This is a genomic window from Flavobacterium sp. AC267 (assembly GCF_979258715.1).
On record NZ_OZ409875.1, the window covers coordinates 13252 to 33312 of the forward strand.

Genomic DNA, 20061 nt, shown 5'->3' on the forward strand with positions numbered 1-20061 from the left:
TCTATATTATCCTGTGATAAAAAAACAAATCTATATTAAGAACACAGATAATACCACTGCTATATACAAAATGGTAAAAAAAGGAGACAGTCTAAATCATGTCTCAGAATATGACAGTGCAATTTTTTATTTTAATAAAGCGCAATTGCTTTGCAATCCTAAAATAGATTACGCAAATCAATATGTTTATTCATTATCACAAATAGGGTTTATTTTACAAAGAAGTGGTGATTATTATGGCGACTGAAAATATACTTACAAAAACACTTCCGTATTTAAAATATACATCAAAACCAAGGCTCTCTCAAATCGTGTATAACATAACAGCTAATAACTATTATAATACTTATGATAACGACAATGCGCTATTCTATCATAAAAAAGCATTAAAAATTGCCATATCTCAATTTCGAAAAGCACAAATTAAATGTGATATTGCCTTCATTTACATGCACAGAAAAAATATTTGGAAGCGATAAATTTACTAGAACCATTAGCTAAGAAAAAAACCGAAGATAAAACCGATGCTGTAAATTCCGAAATTCAATATTCTGCAGTATTGTATAATCTTGGGCTTTGCTATCTACGTTTAGGAAATCATGAAAAACAAGCTTTGGATAATCTTACTAAAAGTCTGGAAATAACTCTTAAAACAAATGATAATTTTGAATTAATTGGTTGTTATCATGCTCTTTATTTGTATTACAAAAAATACAATAATCCAGAATTAAAGAAATATCATGCGATGAATGGATATATTTCTGCATGTAAAGCAAATTCAATATCCAATCAAATAAATTCTTTGGGCGAGGTAATTGAAGCTGAGGATGGTGAAAATCTAAAAAAATATGTAAAGATTTATCTTAAGTTAACTGACAGCATACATGACGCCCATAAAATAACCAAAAATCAATCTTCTACCATACAATTTCATTTCAAAAAAGATAAAGAAGAAAATCTCGAACTTAAAACTCAAAAAGCAGAGAACGATTTACAGTCGCAAAGACAAAAAAATAGAAGTTACATTTCTTATGTAGTAATATCTCTAAGTGTTTTAATATTACTTTTTTTAATATTTCATATCACTTCTAAAAGTAAACGAGAAAAAGATGATGCCATTTTTAAAAGTGAAATGAGAATTTCCAACAAACTGCACAATGAACTTAATTCAGATGTTTTTCAAACTTTATTATTTGCTGAAGATAATGATCTAGAGGATAAAGAAAATAAGGAAAAACTATTGGATAAGCTCAATAATATTTATTTAAAAACGAGAAACATTTCAAGAGAAAATAGCAAAATCCCTATCGATTATAGATATGTTTCTGCTTTGAAAGAAATGATTTCAGAATATAAAACAGAAGATGTAAATATATTATTAAACGGTTTTGATACAATCGCTTGGGATGCAATTAACAAAAACAAGAAGATAATACTTTACCGCGTTTTACAAGAATTATTGTTTAACATGAAAAAATTTAACAGCTCGAGTTTAGTAAGCATAATAGTAAAATCAACCAATAAAAATCTAGCTGTTTCGTACACCGATAACAGTAATGAAATTACTTCTAAAAATATTATTTTAGAAAAAAGACTACAAAATGTGGAAAACCGTATTAAAACAATAAAAGGAACTATTAATTTTGACAAAAGTTTAGAACGAAGTTTTAAATTAAGTTTCACATTTCCTATATAAGATTAAATAATATGTTTAAAAAAGTTTTGGTTGCCGAAGATTTAGACAGTATCAGTATTGCTGTGATCCAAGTTCTTGAAGAGCTTAACATCCCAGTGATTGATCATGTAAAATATTGTGATGAAGGTTTACTCAAAGTAAAAAAAGCGCTGTTTGAAAAAGAACCCTATGATTTATTAATTACTGATTTATCTTTTAAACTGGATCACAGAAAAGCAAACTTAACTTGTGGAGATGAATTAATTGAAGCCGTAAACACTGTTCAGCCTGCAATAAAAAAAATTGTTTTTTCGATAGAAGATAAAAGCTATAGAATTAAAACTCTTTTTAATGAATTGGGTATTAATGCTTACGTTTCTAAAGGAAGAAACAGCATTACAGAATTAAAAAATGCTATTGAAAGCACGTATAAAAACGAGGAAAAAATACTTTCATCTGATTTGTCTTTCAGCTTTAATGATAAGGCTTTAATTGAAATCGAATCTTATGATATTTCTATTTTAAAACTTCTGTCACAGGGGTATATTTTAGAGAGCATTTCAAAAGAATTTAAAGATTTGTCTATCACTCCAAACGGAACGAGCAGTATTGAGAAAAGAATAAATAAATTAAAAATATATTTTAAAGCTAATAATAATGTCCATTTAATTGCTATCGCGAAAGATTTTGGCCTAGTTTAATTTAATGGCTTTACGGAATCCCGTAAGGATTGCATGTTTGATAGTTTTAAATTTGTAAAACCTATTAACCGAATGAGACCAAAAAATAAAGCAATTTTTGTATTTACAAAAATTAATACAATCCAAAATAAAATTATTATGAAAACAATGTTTCTTTGTCTTTTTTTATCGATAAGCTTTGCTTTTGTTTCTGAAAAAACAGGCTGGCTGGAAATTGATTGGAAAATAATTTTTATTCCAGCACTCCTAGTTTTACAAATTATAATTATTGGCACTGCCTTAAAAAACAGATACAAAAAGCACTAAATAATTCAATAAAGGCCTGAAACGAATAATATAGGAAATAACTATATTTGATTTCATTTTTAATTTTACATGAAAAACGTTCTCAGCCCTCTCCTACTATTATTTACACTTTTATCATTTGCACAAACCAAAGTTTTATCTTGGAATATAGAGAACTTTGGCAAATCAAAATCTGCTGTTGAGTTAAATTATATTGCTAAAAAAATTACTGCTTACGATATAATTGCCATTCAAGAAGTAGTTGCTGGATACGGCGACGCTCAGTCTGTTGCTAAATTAGTAGACTTGCTTAATGAAAAAGGGGCAAAATGGGACTACAGCATTAGCGATCCCACATCGAGCAAGCAGTTATAAAACGGAACGATATGCTTTTATTTGGAAGACAAATAAAGTCAAATTGAAAAATAAGCCGTGGCTTGAGAAAAAAATATAACTTAGAAATTGATCGCGAACCTTATTTTGGTACTTTCGAAATCAATAAAAAAACGATAACTCTAGTTAATTTTCATGCTATTACCAAAAAGAAACAGCCTGAAACCGAAATCAAATATTTTAAATTTCTACCAAACGAATATCCAAGTCTAAATTTGATTTTCTTAGGAGACTTCAATTGCCCAGAGAAACATTCTGTTTTTAATCCATTAAAAGGAATGGGATATGCTTCTGTTTTAAAAAATCAAAAAACTACCCTAAAACAAAAGTGCAAAAATAATGTTTGTCTTGCCTCTGAGTTTGACAATATATTTTACAAAACTTCTACTTTAAAAATGATCAATTCTGGGGTTATTAAATTTTATGAAGATTTTGATTCTCTTCAAAGTGCCAGAAAAGTTTCTGATCATATTCCTATTTGGTTTGAATTCTCTTTAAACTAGGTTTTAAGTTTCTTTTTTCGAGTCGCAGGAAACAACACATTGTTCAGAATCAATCTGTAACCTGGAGAATTAGGATGCAGATCTAAAACAGTTGGCGGGTCTCCAACCTGATGCTGAAAATCTTCTGGATCATGTCCTCCAAAAAAAGTAAACATACCTTTTCCTTTTTCACCATGAATATATCTTGACTCGCCATTTAATTCACAAGTTCCCATAATTAATACGTTTGATTTTATCAATGAAGTATCAAATGAAGTTGTCTGTCCCATAAAACCTTTTACCAATTGTGTATGATTTTGGCAGAGCATACTCGGAATTGGATCCCATTTGGCAGAGAATTCCATTAAAGAAAAATAATCTTTATCCATCATAATACGTCTTTTCGTCGTCATATCGATATCTGAAAATTCGTAGACCTCAGGTTTTCTTTCCAAAGTAAAGTTTTTAAAAGCAAAAGAATTAGTATAATTTAATTTCGATTGGTAATTTGATTCGCTAGGATCACCGTCAAACATAGTCTCGCAGATATCAACTCCATCTGCGGCAAGAGCAATATCAAAGCTATCCGTTGCAGAACACATGGCAAACATAAATCCGTCGCCAACAACAAAATCTCTGATTTTCTTGGCTACAGCTCCCTTTTCCTGAGATACTTTTTCATATCCTAATTTTGCGGCTAATGCTTCGGCATCCTTTTTTTGATCAATATACCAAGGCGTATTTTTATATGCTCGCATAAAATTTCCCATATTGCCCCGTAAAATCTTCATGGTGAAGATGAAGCCAATCGTATAATAAAAGCTGATCACTTAAAACCTCTTCATCATATATTGGCGTAAACGGAATTTCAGCGTAAGTCAAAACTAGTGTTACGGCATCGTCCCAAGGTTGTTTTCCTTTTGGTGTGTATACAGCAATTTTTGGCGCTTTTTCCAAAATTACTGATTCCATATTTTGAGAAGGACTTGAAATTTCATTTAAAATCGAAGCTTGTTCACTGTCTGAAATAACTTCAAAACTAACTCCTCTAATTTTACATTCCTTTCTTATTTCCTCGGCATCCGGCGACAGGAAAGATCCGTCGCGATAATTTAAAAGCCAGCTTGCTTTATAATCTCTGCTTAAACACCAATATGTTATGTCGTAAGCTTTTAAATGATTTTGTCGCGTGGATTCGTCCATCGGAAGTAAGATAAACGATGCTCGAGCATTAAATGTAATTAATAGTATAAAAATGTAGAATAAACTTCTATTCATCCGAAAATTATTTTAGTAAAGATATAAAGGAAGAGCCAAAAAAAAGAATGCTTAGAATCTTTTATAACTTAATAGAATGTTAAATGTAAAAACAGGGGTAAATACCTGATTTACAATATTGAAAAAAACAGGTGAAAACACCTATAGTATGGCAGAATATTCTATATACATTTGCTATCCCAGGTCATAAAACTAATCAAATGTATAAAAAAACAACCGCCATGAAGTTTAATGATAGTAATAATCAAGAAAAGGGTATGAATATAATTCAAAAAATAGGTTTATGCGTTTTAGTGCTCACAATCATCTTATATTATGTTTTGTCAATTCAATTTTTGACAGCATAATTATATTAGATTGTTAAAACCGCTAGATCATTTTGAATCGCATACACAACCAAGCCAGCAATGTTTCGTGATTCTGTTTTAAGGAGCAGATTATTTCGGTGTCCTTCTATAGTTCTCGGACTTAAAAAAAGATGGTCTGCAATTTCCGCAGTTGTTTTCTGCTGGCAGATCAGTCGCAGTATTTCGACCTCGCGGGGCGAAAGAAAATTAGTTTCTAAACCGCCTTTTGAATTTTTAGGAGAAACTATTGTGTCCTGAATTGTTTTTAAAACACTTTCGTTGTAATAAAATCCTTTTGAAGCTACTTCATTGATAGTGAGAATAAGATCTTTTGGAGTAGTATTTTTTATTAAGTAAGCAACGGCACCTACCTGAATCATATTGGCTATAAATGATTTTGTATCATAACTAGTCAAAGCTATTATCTTAATATCAGGATATGATTTTCTAATAATTTTTGTGGCTTCAACACCGTTTAATACCGGCATTTTTAAATCCATTATAATGATATCGGGTTTTACTTCGTTTTTTTCTAACAGAGAAATAAGTTCATCTCCGTTTGAAGCTTCAAAAATGATGTCAATATTTTCTTCTCTTTGTAGTAAAAAAGAAATTCCTTTTCGAAACAAAATTTCATCATCTACTAAGGCAATTTTAATAGCAAGCATTCATCTTACTTTGATTTTGGTCGTTTGGTTTGGTGTGCCGAATTTACGAAATATGATTTAGAAAAAGCTTAAATCACCTTATTTTATTGACTAAAAACCTTACTTTAGTGTAAATTTTAAATTAAAAAGTAAAATTCACTACAATTCCGTTATTTATTTCAGATGTAATATTTATGGTTCCTTCTAAAAACGATATACGGCTGTCAATATTTTTCATTCCCAAGCCTTTTTGATTTTCATCATTCGAACTATCAAAACCAACTCCATTATCTTCATAATCGCAAATATTAACCCCATCTTTATTAGCAAAGGAGATCCATAATTCTGTTGCTTTTCCATGTCGAAGCGAATTATTCATAAGCTCTTGTAAAATTCTAAAAACATGTAAATGTCGATCGATATCATTATCGTCAAAATCGATCTCGTTTTTATAATGTGTTTTTACAGATTTACTACTTTCAAATTCTTCGCATAATTCTTCTATCCCAGCGTTTAAACCAAATTTCTCAAAAACTGGCGACAATAAATTATGGGCAATTTTTCTAGAGTTATCTAATGCTTTAGTCGTTAGATTGATGATGTTTTCTGTTATTTCAGCAGTTTCTGCTTCAGTAAGGTTTGGAGCTGTCAGTAAATGACTATTCAAAGAAACAATATTTAATTTTGAACTAATATCATCATGAAGATCCTGTGCAATTCTCTTTCGTTCTTCTTCTTGTGCAATAATTATGGCATGTAACTGCTCTTTTTGATATTGAAGTATTAAATCTTTTTTCTCTAACTCCTTTTGAATAATTTTTTTTCTAGAAAAGTAAAAAAACACGATTAAAACTACCGCAACAATCATGAAGAAAAGAGAGGTGTATAAGATAATCGCAACAATTTCTTTTTCTGGAAGTGAATTTACTTTCATAACTTTAAGATAATTCTAATTTATCTTTCTTTTTTTGGGTACAAAACTAAATTTCCATTCATATAAAATGATAGAATAATACAAAACAAGTAATACTGCATTTAGCTCCCAGCTCAAGAATTTAAACTCCTTACTCAAATTATGGGTTAAATTACCAATTAGAAATAGTACCGTACTAGTAAGTAAATAAAACACAACCCCAATATTGAAGTAATAATATTTTCTAGTTTCTGTAAGCATATTGTAAAAATGAATCAGGGCAAAGACTACAATTAAAACAGAAGTCAAAGTTATCTCAAACAAATTGAAACGTAAAAACTGATTCCAATCCATCACAAATTGAACTCCTAATATTACCAGCGCAAGAATCAGGCTTATTTTTACAAAGTTTTTTTGGCTTTTTAAAGTGAATAATGAATTATAAAACAGTCCTAGTAATATCATTTGACCTATGATAAAAATATTGACCAGAAATAAATTATTCAATCGAAAATGATACATTACTTCCATTGAAAACTGCAATACACAACAAAAGGCAAGATAACTTACAAAAAAAACACTAGCTTTTTTCTCTCGAAAAAAGCTATATGTATATAATATAAAGTCTGCCAATAAAATGCAGTAAGTCGAATATATAATTAAATCAAACATTGTTATGGATTTAATGGACTATCAGGATCTCCATAAGGAGGAACAGGGCGTGCGCCATCGTAAACAATAGGTGCGCCTCCTAAGCCGCCTTCGTCGCCTTCACTCTTGAAAACGTCAACATAGATTTCCTTTTCAGAATCCCATTTTGCCCCTACAAATATTAAAGTTTGCTCTCCGGCCTTATTGATCCCTTTGTAAGCACGAACTGCTTCAATATCTTGATCCATTACTAATTTTAAGGTTTCCAATGGAATTAAGTAACCGTCTACTTTTTCTTCTTCTTCCCTCTTCCGTTGCGACTGTCTTTGCGATATTTGTCTGCCCATTCTATACCCTCGGTCAATGGTATTTCAACACTTCCAAGATTTAATTTTTCATTCATAATTTAAATTTGTTATTGGTTAATAATTTAAAAAAATTAATAGTTTACAATTGGTTTGGCTAAACTACTGATTTTAATTAAAAAAATTAACATCCAAACATAAAAAAAGCCTTAAAAATAAGGCTTTTATGATTTATTAAAATGGAACATCACTGTCGTCATCGTCGTCATTCAAATTACTTCCAAAAGCTTCATTTGCAGAAGGAAGATTATTAGTAATAAACGGATTATCGTCATGATTCATTTTTGACGGCAAATCATCATAACCGCCCGTAAATTCATCTAGATTATCAAATTTTCCTAAGTGTCCTAAAAATTTCAAACGAATATTTTCAATACCACCATTACGGTGTTTTGCAATCATAATTTCAGCCTGTCCAGCAGTTGGCGAAGCCTCTTCATCATCCCATTCCTCAATTTTGTAATATTCTGGACGATATAAAAACGAAACGATATCGGCATCCTGCTCAATTGCTCCAGATTCACGAAGATCCGATAGTAAAGGTCGTTTACTGGAACCACGCGTTTCTACAGCACGCGACAACTGAGAAAGTGCAATAACCGGAACGTTAAGCTCTTTTGCCAAAGCTTTTAAGTTTCGGGAAATTGTCGAAATCTCCTGCTCACGATTTCCTCCTCCTTTATTATTTCCTCCCGCAGTCATCAACTGCAAATAATCTATAATGATAATTTTAATACCATGCTTGCGACGCTAAACGACGGCATTTTGCTCTTAAATCGAAAATAGAAAGTGAAGGTGTGTCATCAATAAACAAAGGCGCTTTCTCTAAATCTTTTACTTTAGTACTTAGCATTGTCCATTCATGAGCCTCTAATTTACCTGTACGCAATTTTTCTGATGACAATCCTGTTTCAGAAGAAATAAGCCTCGTAATTAACTGAACAGATGCCATCTCTAGAGAGAATAATGCTACTGCATGTCCAAATTGGATAGCAATATTTCTGGCCATAGAAAGTACAAATGCTGTCTTTCCCATCGCTGGTCTGGCCGCTATAATAATTAAATCACTCGGTCGCCATCCAGAAGTCAGTTTGTCTAAATTCGTAAAACCAGTTTCTACACCACTTAATCCCTCTTTTTTAGAAATCTCTTCAATTTTCTTTTTAGCTTGTAAAACTAAACTCTGCGCAGTTTCAGAACTACGCTTGATATTTCCTTGTGTTACTTCGTATAATTTAGATTCGGCTTTATCCAATAAATCAAAAACGTCTGTACTTTCATCATACGATTCTTCAATAATTTCTGAAGAAATTCTAATCAAACTTCTTTGAATAAATTTTTGAAGAATGATACGAGAGTGAAATTCGATATGCGCAGACGATGCAATTTTCTGCGTAAGCTGAATCAGATAAAAATCTCCCCCTGCAACATCCAGTTTTCCATTTTTCTTTAATTGAGACGAAACCGTTAAGATATCAATTGGTCGCGTTTCGGTAAAAAGCTGTAAAATTGCTTCAAAAATATGTTTGTGTGCATCTTTGTAAAAAGCATCGGGCCGCAAAATGTCAATTACATCGTCAACCCCTTTTTTATCAATCATCATTGCTCCCAATACAGCCTCCTCTAAATCAAGAGCTTGCGGTGGCAATTTTCCTTTTTCTAAGTTGATAATTGTAGTTTTGTCAACCTTTACGGGGTTTAAGTTTTTGAAATTTTCCATATAGCGAAAGTAGCAAAATTTAAAAAAAATCTGCTATCGAGTTATAACTATTAATTGTTTATAAATTATCCTGATTTGTTCATAACCAAAAAAAAATCCGAAACGGTAAGGCTTCGGATTTTAAGTCTCTTTGTATGAATTTACTCTTTATACTCGCCCATATTACTGTATTTGTCCATTCTTTGGGCAATTAAGTCGGCTGTTGATAAGTCTTTTAATTCATTATATCCTTTAGTGATGTATTCTGCAACCGTTTTAAAAGTTGTTTCACGGTCGTAGTGCGCTCCTCCTAATGGTTCAGGGATCACATCATCAACTAATTTTTGTTTTTTCATATCAGAAGAAGTCAATTTTAATGCTTCTGTCGCACGTTCTTTGTATTCCCAGCTTTTCCATAAAATAGAAGAGCAAGATTCTGGAGAAATTACAGAATACCAAGTATTTTCTAACATATATACTTTGTCTCCAACACCAATTCCTAAAGCTCCACCTGAAGCACCTTCACCAACAATTATAGTAATAATTGGCACTTGAAGACGAACCATTTCGAAAATATTTCTTGCAATAGCTTCTCCCTGTCCTCTTTCTTCCGCTTCAAGTCCTGGATATGCACCTGGAGTATCTACTAAAGTCAAAACTGGAATTCCGAATTTCTCTGCCATTTTCATTAAACGCAAAGCTTTACGGTATCCTTCTGGATTAGCCATACCAAAATTACGGTATTGACGTGTTTTAGTATTAAAACCTTTTGTCAGCTCGATAATCATAAACGATTGTCCGTTTACTTTACCAAGACCGCCAACCATAGCTTTATCATCTTTAAAACCTCTGTCTCCGTGAAGTTCTAAAAAAGTATCTCCACAAATTGCTTTAATATAATCTAAAGTGTAAGGTCTATTTGGATGTCTTGACAATTGTACACGCTCGCCAAGCAGTAAGGTTTTTATATATTTCTTTTTTAGTCTCTACTAATTTTTTGTTGATTTCCTTGCAAGTCGGCGTTACATCAACGTCAGATTCTTTTCCAATAATAACGCACTTTTCTAACTGTTCTTCAAGTTCTTTAATTGGAAGCTCAAAATCTAAATATTCCATGGATTTTTGAATTTTGTTTGTAAATCGAACCGCAAATATAAAAATATTATATCATTGGCGAAGTTAATTGTTATTTAAAGTATAAAAATGCAATTTAAAAATAAGTAAACTATTACAAGTTTTGTTTCTTATTCTGATAATGTTTGAAAACACCATTTAGAATAACTGTTATGATAATTATAACTGCTCCTACGTAAAATTCGACACTCATTTTTTCTTTTCCTCCTAATATAAAGTACGCCAAAACGATTCCGTAAACAGGCTCTAAATTAGTAGTTAACATTACTGTGTAAGGTGTTAATTTCTGCATCACTTTTACAGAAGCCGTAAAAGCATAAGCGGTACAAATTGAAGACAAAACCAACAACAACACCCAGTTATTCAATGACATAGTGAAGAAATCCGCGGTAAATTTTCCTTGAAAAAGAAAGTAAATAGTAATAAAAAATACGCCGGCGCCAAACTCGTAAAATGTGATTACTGAAGGTTCATGATCGGCAATTAATTTTCCATTCATCAAGGTAAATAAAACCCCCAAAATTATGGATGCCAAAGCAAAATAAACACCTTGAAGATATTTTATTTCTACTTGAAGAATTAATCCTAAACCTGCGATAATAATAAGTCCAAAGAAAACTTCGTACCATAATACTTTTCGTCCGTAGAATAAAGGTTCCAATAAAGAGGCAAAAAAAGCGCCTAACGAAAATATGGATAGCGTAATGGAAACATTTGAAACATGAATTGCCTTGAAAAAGAAAATCCAATGCAGTGCAATTAATAATCCAACAAAAATCAGTTTAAAAAATTCTTTGATTGGAACTTGAAAAGACTGCTTTTTAAAAACAATAAAGCCTCCAAGAAAAATCCCTGCCAATAACATTCTAAACCAGACCAGATTTTCGGCATCAATAGTAATTAAAGCGCCTAAAATGGCTGTAAAACCCCAGATAAAAACAATTAAGTGAAGATTTAAATAACTTTTTAAATTATCGTTTCGCATTGCGTAATAAGTAAACCGCCAAGATTCCGAAAACAATATTTGGAAACCAAACAGCTAATAAAGGTGAGAAAGTAGATTTTTCGGCAAGTGTACCAAATATTTTGTCAAAAAACACAAATGAGAAAGCAATTGCAATTCCAATTGCTAAGTTAGTCCCCATTCCGCCGCGTCGTTTCATAGAAGAAACCGAAACCGCAATAATCGTTAAAATAAACGCTGAGACAGGTACACTGTATTTTTTATAAAGAACAACTAAATAGGTATTGATATTTCCAGAACCTCTTTTTCTTTCTTTTTCAATAAAATCGTATAATTTACCTAAAGTCAGTGTTTCTGCTATATAAACAACAGGCGTTAAATCTGCTAGTTCAAACTTAAAAGCGATGTTTTTTTCTGGAGATTTTTCGATCACGTCATTCAATTCGCCAACTGTTCTTTTGGTGTAATCGTATAAAATATAAATCTTCTTTTTTAGGATCCCATTTAATACGGCTTGCCGTAATTTTATAGGTCAATTTTTCTTTTTCAAAATGCTCTAATGCAAAATTAAAAGCCGTTTTAGATTCTTCATTAAAACTGTTTACAAATATAAAATCGTGATCATTAATTTGTCTGTAAACATTGGTGTTTTCACCCCGCATGAGCTCTTTCCCATTTCCTTTTAAATAGGTATATCTAAAATTATTGTAGCCTTCACTCGCCGCAGGCACAATAAAAAATCCCATTAACAATACAAAAAGCGAAACAATTGTTGCTCCAATAATATAAGGACGCAAGAAACGGGTAAAAGAAATTCCCGAACTCAAAATTGCAATAATCTCGGTATTATTTGCCAGTTTTGACGTAAACCAAATTACCGACAAAAACAAGAATATCGGAAAAAGTGAGTTAATAAAATAGATCGTAAAATTGTAATAATAGAAGGCAATATCCCAAAACGGAATCTTGTTTTCCAGCATCTTATTCACTTTTTCAGAAACATCAATAACAACTCCAATTGGCGCAAACAAAAGCAAGATAACAGAGAAAGTCCCCAGATATCTTTTTAAGATGTATTTATCTATTATTGACAGCATAAAGTTTAATCGTTTATTTGTTCAAATCGTTTAACCGAATAAACGATTAAACGAATAAACCTATTTTTAAAGTCTTTGACTCATATTTTTAACCATCATTTCTTTCCATGGTCTAAAATCGCCTGCTAAGATATGTTTTCTAGCTTCACGAACCAACCACATATAGAAGCCAAGATTATGAATGGTTGCAATTTGTTTTCCTAAATATTCATTGGCGACAAATAAGTGACGTAGATAAGCTTTTGTATATTCTGTATCCACAAAAGTATGTCCCATTTCATCAATTGGAGAAAAATCTGCTTCCCACTTTTTATTTTTGATGTTGATGGTTCCGTTTGCTGTAAATAACATCCCGTTTCTTGCGTTACGAGTTGGCATTACACAGTCGAACATATCAATTCCTAACGCAATATTTTCTAAAATATTTATCGGAGTTCCAACTCCCATTAAATAACGAGGTTTGTCTTCTGGTAAAATTTCGCAGACAACTTCTGTCATAGCATACATTTCCTCTGCTGGTTCACCAACCGAAAGTCCGCCAATTGCATTTCCCTGCTGACCTGAATTCGCAATATATTCAGCCGACTGGCGTCGTAAATCTTTATAAGTACTTCCTTGAACAATTGGAAAAAATGTTTGTTCATATCCATATTTATAAGGCACTTTATCCAGATGACTAATACAACGGTCCAACCAGCGGTGCGTCATATGCATCGATCTTTGGGCATATCTGTAATCACAAGGATAAGGCGTACACTCATCAAAAGCCATGATAATATCAGCACCTATGGTACGCTGAATTTCCATTACATTTTCTGGTGTAAAAAAGTGATAAGAACCGTCAATATGCGACTTGAACTTCACTCCTTCTTCCTTAATTTTTCTATTATTTGAAAGAGAGTATACTTGATAACCTCCAGAATCAGTCAAAATATTACGATCCCAATTCATAAATTTATGCAATCCTCCCGCTTTTTCAAGAATTTCAGTCTGCGGACGTAAATATAAATGGTAGGTATTTCCAAGAATAATATCAGGATTTATATCGTCTTTTAATTCACGCTGATGTACACCTTTTACAGATGCAACCGTTCCAACAGGCATAAAAATAGGAGTTTCTATAACTCCGTGATCAGTAGTAATACTTCCCGCTCTCGCTTTAGACTGCGGATCTTTTTGTAATAAATCAAACTTCATCTGTTTCTTTTTTCTCCCGATTGTTCGGGACGGCAAAGATAGTTTAATTTCAGAGAAATTTAATTAGATAATTTGTCAATTAGAAAATTAGATATTGATTAAAATTAACTTAAAATGTAAAACCTTAAAATTCTAAGATCTCCAACTTTAGCGACTGCACTTCAAACGAAGTCTAATGATCTCCAATAAGAATAAAATCTCAGAAGAAATCAAATGTAAAAACTACAACAATCAGATTAGTAATATGTAACGGAACTGCTTCATTATTTCTTAATTTTAAATGAAATAAAAAGACAATTATTATCAATTTTAAAAGAATAGAAATCATGATAAATTCAGAAGAAAGAGATCCAGCAGAACGTTTAGACGATATTAAGGATGAACAAATCGAAAGAAATCTGGAAAATTTAGATTATCCAGCAAACGAAGATATTTACAATCAGGAAGAAAAATTAGAAGACATTGATCCAGAAGGCATTTCCGGCGAAAGAATCATCAATCAAGATAACAATCACGAATGGAAACAAAACAGCGATAAACTTGGAAACGACTTAGATGTTCCAGGATCAGAACTTGATGATGAACAGGAAGACATTGGTTCAGAAGATGAAGAAAATAATTTCTATAGCGAAAGCGATACTAATTAAAATTGCTTTAATTTTTTTTTTTGCCACAGGTTTCACAGATTAGCATAGATTTTTTAATCAAGTTAATTCGTGAAATCTGTGGCAAAACTTTTATACAGAATATACATTTCATACTTTTTTCTAAAATCAATTAAAAAAGACTACAAAAATTTAACAATTGAAACAAACTAAAGCAGAAAATCATTTGTCTCCCCGCAAAATAACAATTACTTTTGCTACAGTTTAAAATTTTACATATAAATGAAGCCTAACACACAACAATTAAGCGATTTAACGATCCAAGTAAGAAGAGACATTCTTAGAATGGTACATGCTGTCAACTCAGGTCACCCAGGTGGTTCTTTAGGTTGTACTGAATTTTTGGTAACTCTTTACCAAAACATTATGGAGCGCAAAGAAGGTTTTGATATGGACGGAATTGGAGAAGATATCTTTTTCCTTTCAAACGGCCACATCTCTCCAGTGTTTTATAGCGTTTTAGCTCGCGCCGGTTATTTTCCAATTTCAGAACTTGCTACTTTCAGATTATTAGATTCTCGTTTGCAAGGGCATCCAACAACTCACGAAGGTTTACCGGGAGTTCGTATTGCATCTGGTTCATTAGGACAAGGTTTATCTGTGGCTCTTGGAGCGGCTGCAGGCTAAAAAATTAAACGGAGACAATCACTTAATTTACACTTTACACGGTGACGGAGAATTGCAGGAAGGTCAAAACTGGGAAGCAATTATGTACGCATCTGCTAAAAAAGTAGATAATATAATCGCAACAGTAGACCTTAACGGAAAACAAATTGACGGAACAACTGATGAAGTTTTACCAATGGGAAGTCTTCGCGCTAAATTCGAAGCTTTTGACTGGGACGTTATCGAAATTGCAGAAGGAAATAATATCGACGCAATCCTTGCAGGATTAAATGATGCAAAATCAAGAACAGGAAAAGGAAAACCTGTTTGTATTTTATTACACACAGAAATGGGTAATGGAGTTGACTTTATGATGCACACACACGCTTGGCATGGTAAAGCTCCAAACGATGAGCAATTGAAAAATGCTTTAGCTCAAAATTATTCTGCAGATCAAATCGACTATTAAAAAAAGCTTTATGCTATAAGCAGTAAGCCATGAGCTTATTGCCTAAAGCCTATTGCCTAAAGCAAAAAAACAAAAATGAAAAAATACGAAAATACAGGAAGCAAAGATACTCGTTCAGGTTTTGGAGCGGGAATGACTGAACTAGGTCAAAAAAATGAAAATGTAGTAGCATTATGCGCTGATTTAATTGGATCATTAAAATTTGATGATTTCAAGAAAAATCACCCCGAGCGTTTTTTCCAAATCGGAATCGCAGAAGCAGAACATGATTGGAATTGCTGCAGGTTTAACAATCGGCGGAAAAATTCCTTTTACAGGAACTTTCGCTAACTTCTCTACAGGAAGAGTTTACGATCAAATTCGTCAATCTGTTGCTTACTCAGACAAAAACGTAAAAATTTGTGCTTCTCACGCTGGTTTAACTTTAGGAGAAGACGGAGCAACTCACCAAATTTTAGAAGATATTGGTTTAATGAAAATGTTGCCAGGAATGACTGTAATCAACACTTGCGATTACAATCAGACTAAAGCGACTACGATTGCATTGGCAGATCACCATGGTCCTGCTTATTTACGTTTCGGACGTCCAGTTGTACCTAACTTTACTCCTGCTGACGAACCATTCGTAATTGGAAAAGCAATTTTATTAAACGAAGGAACTGACGTAACAATTGTTGCTACTGGACACTTAGTTTGGGAAGCGCTTGTTGTCGCAGAAGCTCTTGAAGCAAAAGGAATTTCTGCCGAAGTAATCAACATTCACACTATAAAACCTCTTGATGAAGAAGCTATTCTAAAATCGATAGCAAAAACTAAATGTGTTGTTACTGCAGAAGAGCACAACTACCTTGGAGGTCTTGGAGAAAGCATTTCAGGAGTATTAGCTTTAAACAATCCAACTCCTCAAGAATTTGTAGCTGTACAAGATAGTTTTGGTGAATCAGGAACTCCAGAGCAATTAATGAACAAATACAAATTAAACAACCAAGCAATTGTTGAAGCTGTAGAAAGAGTTATTAAAAGAAAATAATTTTTAGATTTTCTTACTTATAAAAAAACCTCGAAATTCACATTTCGAGGTTTTTTTATTGATCAACTATCGTCCTACTAAAGACGATTTGCATAAAAAAAGCCTCGTAAATATACTTACGAGGCTTTAATATTTTTTATTTTCTTTATTTATTTAGCCGAGTGATGATCTTTATCAACATGGATTCTTAATCTGCCCGGTGAAGTATAATCTGGATTTCCTGTTGCTGAGAAAGCAGGAATACCCCATATTTCACTTTCATCTACATTTGGCGTAGCAGGATTATCTGGAATTGGATCATATGGATAATATAAGCTAATTCCTGTTACAGGAGCATCAGCTGGTTTCGTAATTTCGAATCTTGTTGTGTAGCCATCGCCATCATCATCAAAATCATAAAAATCAGGAGTTCCATCTCCATCAGTATCATCGATTAGTTCTTTTGGCAAGTTAGGAAACCTAACCGTATCTCTTTGATCATATAAATAGCCATCACCATTAATATCTTCTAAATAAGTTGGCACACCATCTCCTAATACTACTTTAGATCCACCTGAAACAATATACTCACTATCTGATCTCTTTAGAGCAAACAATTTAAAACTAAAAGTTAAAGGTGAATAAGCCGGAATACCACTCGGAGACGAAGCATAATAAGCAAGCCCTGAAGGCAAAAACATTACTCCAGCACCATAATTATCATAAGTAATAGTTCCATCTGCACCAGCAGGATTCTCAGTACCAACTCCAAACTTCGGCATAATTTCTCCCCATCCGTCAATTGTTGGTCGCGCTGAATAAATATCTAGATCTAAATTACGTACTAAACCATAAGAACTATCAAACTGGGTTCCATCAAAAAGGGTTCCTGTATAAGAAACAGAAACACTGTCAAAATTACATGGTGATTCTCCAACTCCTTTTCTTAAAGTTAAATAATACACTCTATAAGTAACATCACGACTGTAAACATCTCTATGCTCTAATGGATAAGTAGTCTGGTCCCAAATAGAAGTTTGTGTTGTCGGATCTGTAATTTTCGAAATAGTAACATCAAAATTTGGCGTTACTGTAATAAAATTTGTTTTTAAATATTTTTCAATCGAGTCATTATCTGCTTTATACTGCTCTGCATAATCTCGTACTGGAGTAACAACTACCTCATCATCATCCTTTTTATTACAAGAAACGACAGCAACAACTGCCAGCAATAAAACAAAATAATATTTAAATTTATTCATTATTATGATTTTTTTAGGTGCGCAAGATACAATATTGATTTATTTTTGTAAAGAATTTAACTTGGATTTTAGAAAAATTATGAGAATAGATAAATACTTGTGGTGCGTTCGATATTACAAGACTAGAAACATGGTTACTGAAGCTTGTAAAAAGAATCATATCACTGTAAATGGGCAGGTTGCAAAACCCTCAAAAGAAGTTTTCCCTACGGACCGAATTACTTTTAGAAAAGATCAAATTACACAAATTATAACAGTGCTAGACATTCCAGAAAGTCGAGTCGGCGCAAAATTGGTTGATATTTACCGTAAAAACGAAACGCCACCAGAAGCATACGCGCATTTAGAGTTATTAAAATTATCGAAAGAACATTACCGAAAAAGCGGCACAGGCCGTCCAACTAAAAAGGACAGAAGGGATATCGACGAATACGGAAATGAAATTTTTGATGAAGAGGAAACGGAATAAATTTCTAATTTTCAATTCCAAACTCCAAAAACTTACTAACACATAAATTCCTAAATCAAAAAATCAATTTCGGAATTTGAGATTTAAAATTTGGAATTTGAATTTTCTAAATTGGAATTTGGATTTTAAATATTGGAATTTTAATTAATTATATTAGCAAAAAAAATAAATTATGAGCAGTAACATTATCTTAACCAATCAAGAAGTCGAACACAAAATAAAACGCATCGCTTATCAGATCTACGAAACATTCGTAAACGAAGAAGAAGTTATTATTGCCGGCATTGCTTCAAATGGATATGTTTTTGCCGAAAAAATCGCAACAGCACTAAGCAGTATATCGACTTTAAAAGTTTCCATCTGCGAAGTAAGAGTAAACAAACAAAATCCACAGGACGCAATACAAACTTCATTAAGCCCTGAAGAATATAAAAACAAAGGATTAGTACTGGTTGACGATGTCCTGAACTCAGGAACTACATTAATCTACGCTGTCCGTCATTTCTTAGACGTTCCGCTTAAAAAATTCAAGACAGCGGTTCTTGTGGACAGAAATCATAAAAAATATCCTGTAAAAGCAGATTTTAAAGGAATTTCCCTTTCAACTTCATTATTGGAGCACGTTCAAGTTGTTTTCGATTCTGAAAACGGCGATTATGCTTCTTTAAGCTAAAATCTTCAAAATATCCTGAACCGTTTCTTCGACAGACTTATCATCTACCGAAACTTTATGCTGCGCGTGATTGTAATAAAAGCTTCTGTCGAATAAATGTTTCGCGATGAATTCTTTCATCTCTTCTTCATTCATATTAGCTATTAAAGGACGCTTGCTCTTATTATATACTAATCTATTATATAAAGTATCAATTGATGCTTTTAAATAAATAGAAGCAACGTCGTCTCCTTTTAGCAATTCATGATTATTAGCATAGCACGGAGTTCCTCCTCCTAATCCGATAATGTTATTTTCTTCAGATTGCAGTAATTCGACAAAAATTTGGTGTTCTAATTTTCGAAAATAGATCTCTCCATGCTTCTCAAAAATTTCATTTATGGACATTTTTGCTCTTTCTTCGATAATTTTATCCAAATCTAAGAACGGAATATTTGTGATTTTTGACAAATTTTGGGCAATTGTCGACTTTCCGCGACCCATATAACCTAACAATACAATTTTCTTCATACTAATAAAACCTTATAAACTAAGCGATTGGAAATTTTTCCAAAAAAAAGACAAATTTATAATAAATTTGCTTGGAAACTTCAAAATAAACTCCTTATATTTGCACCCGCATTCAAGAAATTAAATGACTCGATAGCTCAGTTGGTAGAGCACATCACTTTTAATGATGGGGTCCTGGGTTCGAGCCCCAGTCGGGTCACAAATTTTGTGATTAACAAATTAAATTTCTTGAGAGCATTGACTCGATAGCTCAGTTGGTAGAGCACATCACTTTTAATGATGGGGTCCTGGGTTCGAGCCCCAGTCGGGTCACAAAAGGTTGTTCGCCATGGCGAATGACCTTTTTTATTTTAGGCCACGTGGAGAAACGGTAGACTTGCCATCTTGAGGGGGTGGTGCTCGTAAGGGCGTGTGGGTTCAAATCCCACCGTGGTCACAAAAAAAAATAAAGCATATCATATTGTAATATAGACTTTTACAACAATGCTTAAAATTTATTGCAAAATTCATTTAAAAAAAGGCTTATAAAGCTAAATAAGTACTTATATTTGCACCCTCGTAAGAGAAAAA

The 20061-nt window shown here is 32.6% G+C and carries 14 protein-coding genes, 3 tRNA genes and 7 pseudogenes; 12 read left to right on the forward strand and 12 right to left on the reverse strand.

Annotated features, from left to right (window positions below; genetic code table 11):
• The first annotated feature begins 70 nt into the window (after positions 1-70).
• The 4 genes and pseudogenes from ACZZ95_RS00075 to ACZZ95_RS00090 all read left to right on the forward strand — a co-directional run bounded on the left by ACZZ95_RS00075 (position 71) and on the right by ACZZ95_RS00090 (position 3557).
• The gene (locus ACZZ95_RS00075) at positions 71-247 is read left to right on the forward strand and encodes a hypothetical protein (RefSeq protein WP_463467568.1); all 177 of its coding nucleotides are present in this window, start codon (positions 71-73) and stop codon (positions 245-247) included.
• 219 nt (positions 248-466) lie between these two features.
• A complete protein-coding gene (locus ACZZ95_RS00080) occupies positions 467-1696 on the forward strand; it encodes a hypothetical protein (protein WP_463467569.1) in 1230 nt (409 codons plus the stop codon).
• A gap of 11 nt (positions 1697-1707) precedes the next feature.
• Positions 1708-2376: a response regulator gene (locus ACZZ95_RS00085; protein WP_463467570.1), complete on the forward strand. Its 669-nt coding sequence runs from the start codon at positions 1708-1710 to the stop codon at positions 2374-2376.
• A gap of 375 nt (positions 2377-2751) precedes the next feature.
• Positions 2752-3557 (forward strand): annotated as a pseudogene (locus tag ACZZ95_RS00090) (endonuclease/exonuclease/phosphatase family protein).
• Here the strand turns inward: ACZZ95_RS00090 and ACZZ95_RS00095 are convergent.
• The 10 genes and pseudogenes from ACZZ95_RS00095 to tgt all read right to left on the reverse strand — a co-directional run bounded on the left by ACZZ95_RS00095 (position 3554) and on the right by tgt (position 13828).
• Positions 3554-4814 (reverse strand): annotated as a pseudogene (locus tag ACZZ95_RS00095) (asparagine synthetase B). The pseudogenes ACZZ95_RS00090 and ACZZ95_RS00095 sit on opposite strands and share 4 nt — an antisense overlap.
• Positions 4815-5166: 352 nt before the next feature.
• Positions 5167-5829 carry a response regulator transcription factor gene (locus tag ACZZ95_RS00100; RefSeq protein WP_463467571.1) on the reverse strand — a complete coding sequence of 221 codons (663 nt, stop codon included), beginning with the start codon at positions 5827-5829 and terminating at the stop codon, positions 5167-5169.
• 121 nt (positions 5830-5950) lie between these two features.
• A complete protein-coding gene (locus tag ACZZ95_RS00105; RefSeq protein ID WP_463467572.1) occupies positions 5951-6742 on the reverse strand; it encodes a sensor histidine kinase in 792 nt (263 codons plus the stop codon).
• A 15-nt stretch (positions 6743-6757) separates the two neighbouring features.
• Complete coding sequence (locus ACZZ95_RS00110; protein WP_463467573.1) at positions 6758-7393, reverse strand: hypothetical protein; 636 nt, start codon at positions 7391-7393, stop codon at positions 6758-6760.
• A 2-nt stretch (positions 7394-7395) separates the two neighbouring features.
• Positions 7396-7719, reverse strand: coding sequence for a hypothetical protein (locus ACZZ95_RS00115; protein ID WP_463467574.1), 324 nt, complete (start codon positions 7717-7719; stop codon positions 7396-7398).
• A gap of 192 nt (positions 7720-7911) precedes the next feature.
• Positions 7912-9457 (reverse strand): annotated as a pseudogene (gene dnaB / locus ACZZ95_RS00120) (replicative DNA helicase).
• Between the two features lie 140 nt (positions 9458-9597).
• A pseudogene (locus tag ACZZ95_RS00125) lies at positions 9598-10552 on the reverse strand (acetyl-CoA carboxylase carboxyltransferase subunit alpha).
• A gap of 112 nt (positions 10553-10664) precedes the next feature.
• Positions 10665-11555, reverse strand: a complete 891-nt coding sequence (locus ACZZ95_RS00130) for a DMT family transporter (RefSeq protein ID WP_463467575.1) — start codon at positions 11553-11555, stop codon at positions 10665-10667.
• A pseudogene (locus tag ACZZ95_RS00135) lies at positions 11542-12631 on the reverse strand (LptF/LptG family permease). The gene ACZZ95_RS00130 and the pseudogene ACZZ95_RS00135 overlap by 14 nt, the downstream one beginning before the upstream one ends.
• Positions 12632-12697: 66 nt before the next feature.
• The gene (gene tgt / locus ACZZ95_RS00140; protein ID WP_463467576.1) at positions 12698-13828 is read right to left on the reverse strand and encodes a tRNA guanosine(34) transglycosylase Tgt; all 1131 of its coding nucleotides are present in this window, start codon (positions 13826-13828) and stop codon (positions 12698-12700) included.
• A gap of 326 nt (positions 13829-14154) precedes the next feature.
• Between tgt and ACZZ95_RS00145 the strand changes: the two genes are divergently transcribed.
• The 3 genes and pseudogenes from ACZZ95_RS00145 (at position 14155) to ACZZ95_RS00155 (ending at position 16598) form a co-directional block, all read left to right on the forward strand.
• On the forward strand, positions 14155-14475 hold the full coding sequence (locus ACZZ95_RS00145) for a hypothetical protein (protein WP_095952096.1): 321 nt from the start codon (positions 14155-14157) through the stop codon (positions 14473-14475).
• A 240-nt stretch (positions 14476-14715) separates the two neighbouring features.
• Positions 14716-15568, forward strand: a pseudogene (locus ACZZ95_RS00150) (transketolase).
• Between the two features lie 75 nt (positions 15569-15643).
• Positions 15644-16598, forward strand: a pseudogene (locus ACZZ95_RS00155) (transketolase family protein).
• A gap of 149 nt (positions 16599-16747) precedes the next feature.
• Here ACZZ95_RS00155 and ACZZ95_RS00160 read toward each other — a convergent pair.
• A complete protein-coding gene (locus ACZZ95_RS00160; protein WP_463467577.1) occupies positions 16748-17839 on the reverse strand; it encodes an FKBP-type peptidyl-prolyl cis-trans isomerase in 1092 nt (363 codons plus the stop codon).
• A 79-nt stretch (positions 17840-17918) separates the two neighbouring features.
• Between ACZZ95_RS00160 and ACZZ95_RS00165 the strand changes: the two genes are divergently transcribed.
• On the forward strand, positions 17919-18308 hold the full coding sequence (locus ACZZ95_RS00165; RefSeq protein WP_095952423.1) for an RNA-binding S4 domain-containing protein: 390 nt from the start codon (positions 17919-17921) through the stop codon (positions 18306-18308).
• 172 nt (positions 18309-18480) lie between these two features.
• Positions 18481-18981, forward strand: a complete 501-nt coding sequence (locus tag ACZZ95_RS00170) for a phosphoribosyltransferase domain-containing protein (protein WP_463467578.1) — start codon at positions 18481-18483, stop codon at positions 18979-18981.
• Here ACZZ95_RS00170 and ACZZ95_RS00175 read toward each other — a convergent pair.
• On the reverse strand, positions 18973-19491 hold the full coding sequence (locus ACZZ95_RS00175; protein ID WP_463467579.1) for a shikimate kinase: 519 nt from the start codon (positions 19489-19491) through the stop codon (positions 18973-18975). The genes ACZZ95_RS00170 and ACZZ95_RS00175 overlap by 9 nt on opposite strands.
• A gap of 126 nt (positions 19492-19617) precedes the next feature.
• Here ACZZ95_RS00175 and ACZZ95_RS00180 point away from each other — a divergent pair.
• The 3 genes from ACZZ95_RS00180 (at position 19618) to ACZZ95_RS00190 (ending at position 19927) form a co-directional block, all read left to right on the forward strand.
• Positions 19618-19690 (forward strand) — tRNA-Lys (locus tag ACZZ95_RS00180).
• Positions 19691-19730: 40 nt separating this feature from the next.
• Positions 19731-19803: transfer RNA gene (locus ACZZ95_RS00185), tRNA-Lys, on the forward strand.
• A 41-nt stretch (positions 19804-19844) separates the two neighbouring features.
• Positions 19845-19927: transfer RNA gene (locus ACZZ95_RS00190), tRNA-Leu, on the forward strand.
• The last annotated feature ends 134 nt before the right edge of the window (positions 19928-20061 follow it).

Coding starts and splice junctions, on each gene's coding strand:
- ACZZ95_RS00075 (WP_463467568.1), top strand. CDS start 71: ATGGTAAAAAAAGGAGACAGTCTAAATCATGTCTCAGAATATGACAGT.
- ACZZ95_RS00085 (WP_463467570.1), top strand. CDS start 1,708: ATGTTTAAAAAAGTTTTGGTTGCCGAAGATTTAGACAGTATCAGTATT.
- ACZZ95_RS00100 (WP_463467571.1), bottom strand. CDS start 5,829: ATGCTTGCTATTAAAATTGCCTTAGTAGATGATGAAATTTTGTTTCGA.
- ACZZ95_RS00105 (WP_463467572.1), bottom strand. CDS start 6,742: ATGAAAGTAAATTCACTTCCAGAAAAAGAAATTGTTGCGATTATCTTA.
- ACZZ95_RS00110 (WP_463467573.1), bottom strand. CDS start 7,393: ATGTTTGATTTAATTATATATTCGACTTACTGCATTTTATTGGCAGAC.
- ACZZ95_RS00115 (WP_463467574.1), bottom strand. CDS start 7,719: ATGGGCAGACAAATATCGCAAAGACAGTCGCAACGGAAGAGGGAAGAA.
- ACZZ95_RS00130 (WP_463467575.1), bottom strand. CDS start 11,555: ATGCGAAACGATAATTTAAAAAGTTATTTAAATCTTCACTTAATTGTT.
- tgt (WP_463467576.1), bottom strand. CDS start 13,828: ATGAAGTTTGATTTATTACAAAAAGATCCGCAGTCTAAAGCGAGAGCG.
- ACZZ95_RS00145 (WP_095952096.1), top strand. CDS start 14,155: ATGATAAATTCAGAAGAAAGAGATCCAGCAGAACGTTTAGACGATATT.
- ACZZ95_RS00160 (WP_463467577.1), bottom strand. CDS start 17,839: ATGAATAAATTTAAATATTATTTTGTTTTATTGCTGGCAGTTGTTGCT.
- ACZZ95_RS00165 (WP_095952423.1), top strand. CDS start 17,919: ATGAGAATAGATAAATACTTGTGGTGCGTTCGATATTACAAGACTAGA.
- ACZZ95_RS00170 (WP_463467578.1), top strand. CDS start 18,481: ATGAGCAGTAACATTATCTTAACCAATCAAGAAGTCGAACACAAAATA.
- ACZZ95_RS00175 (WP_463467579.1), bottom strand. CDS start 19,491: ATGAAGAAAATTGTATTGTTAGGTTATATGGGTCGCGGAAAGTCGACA.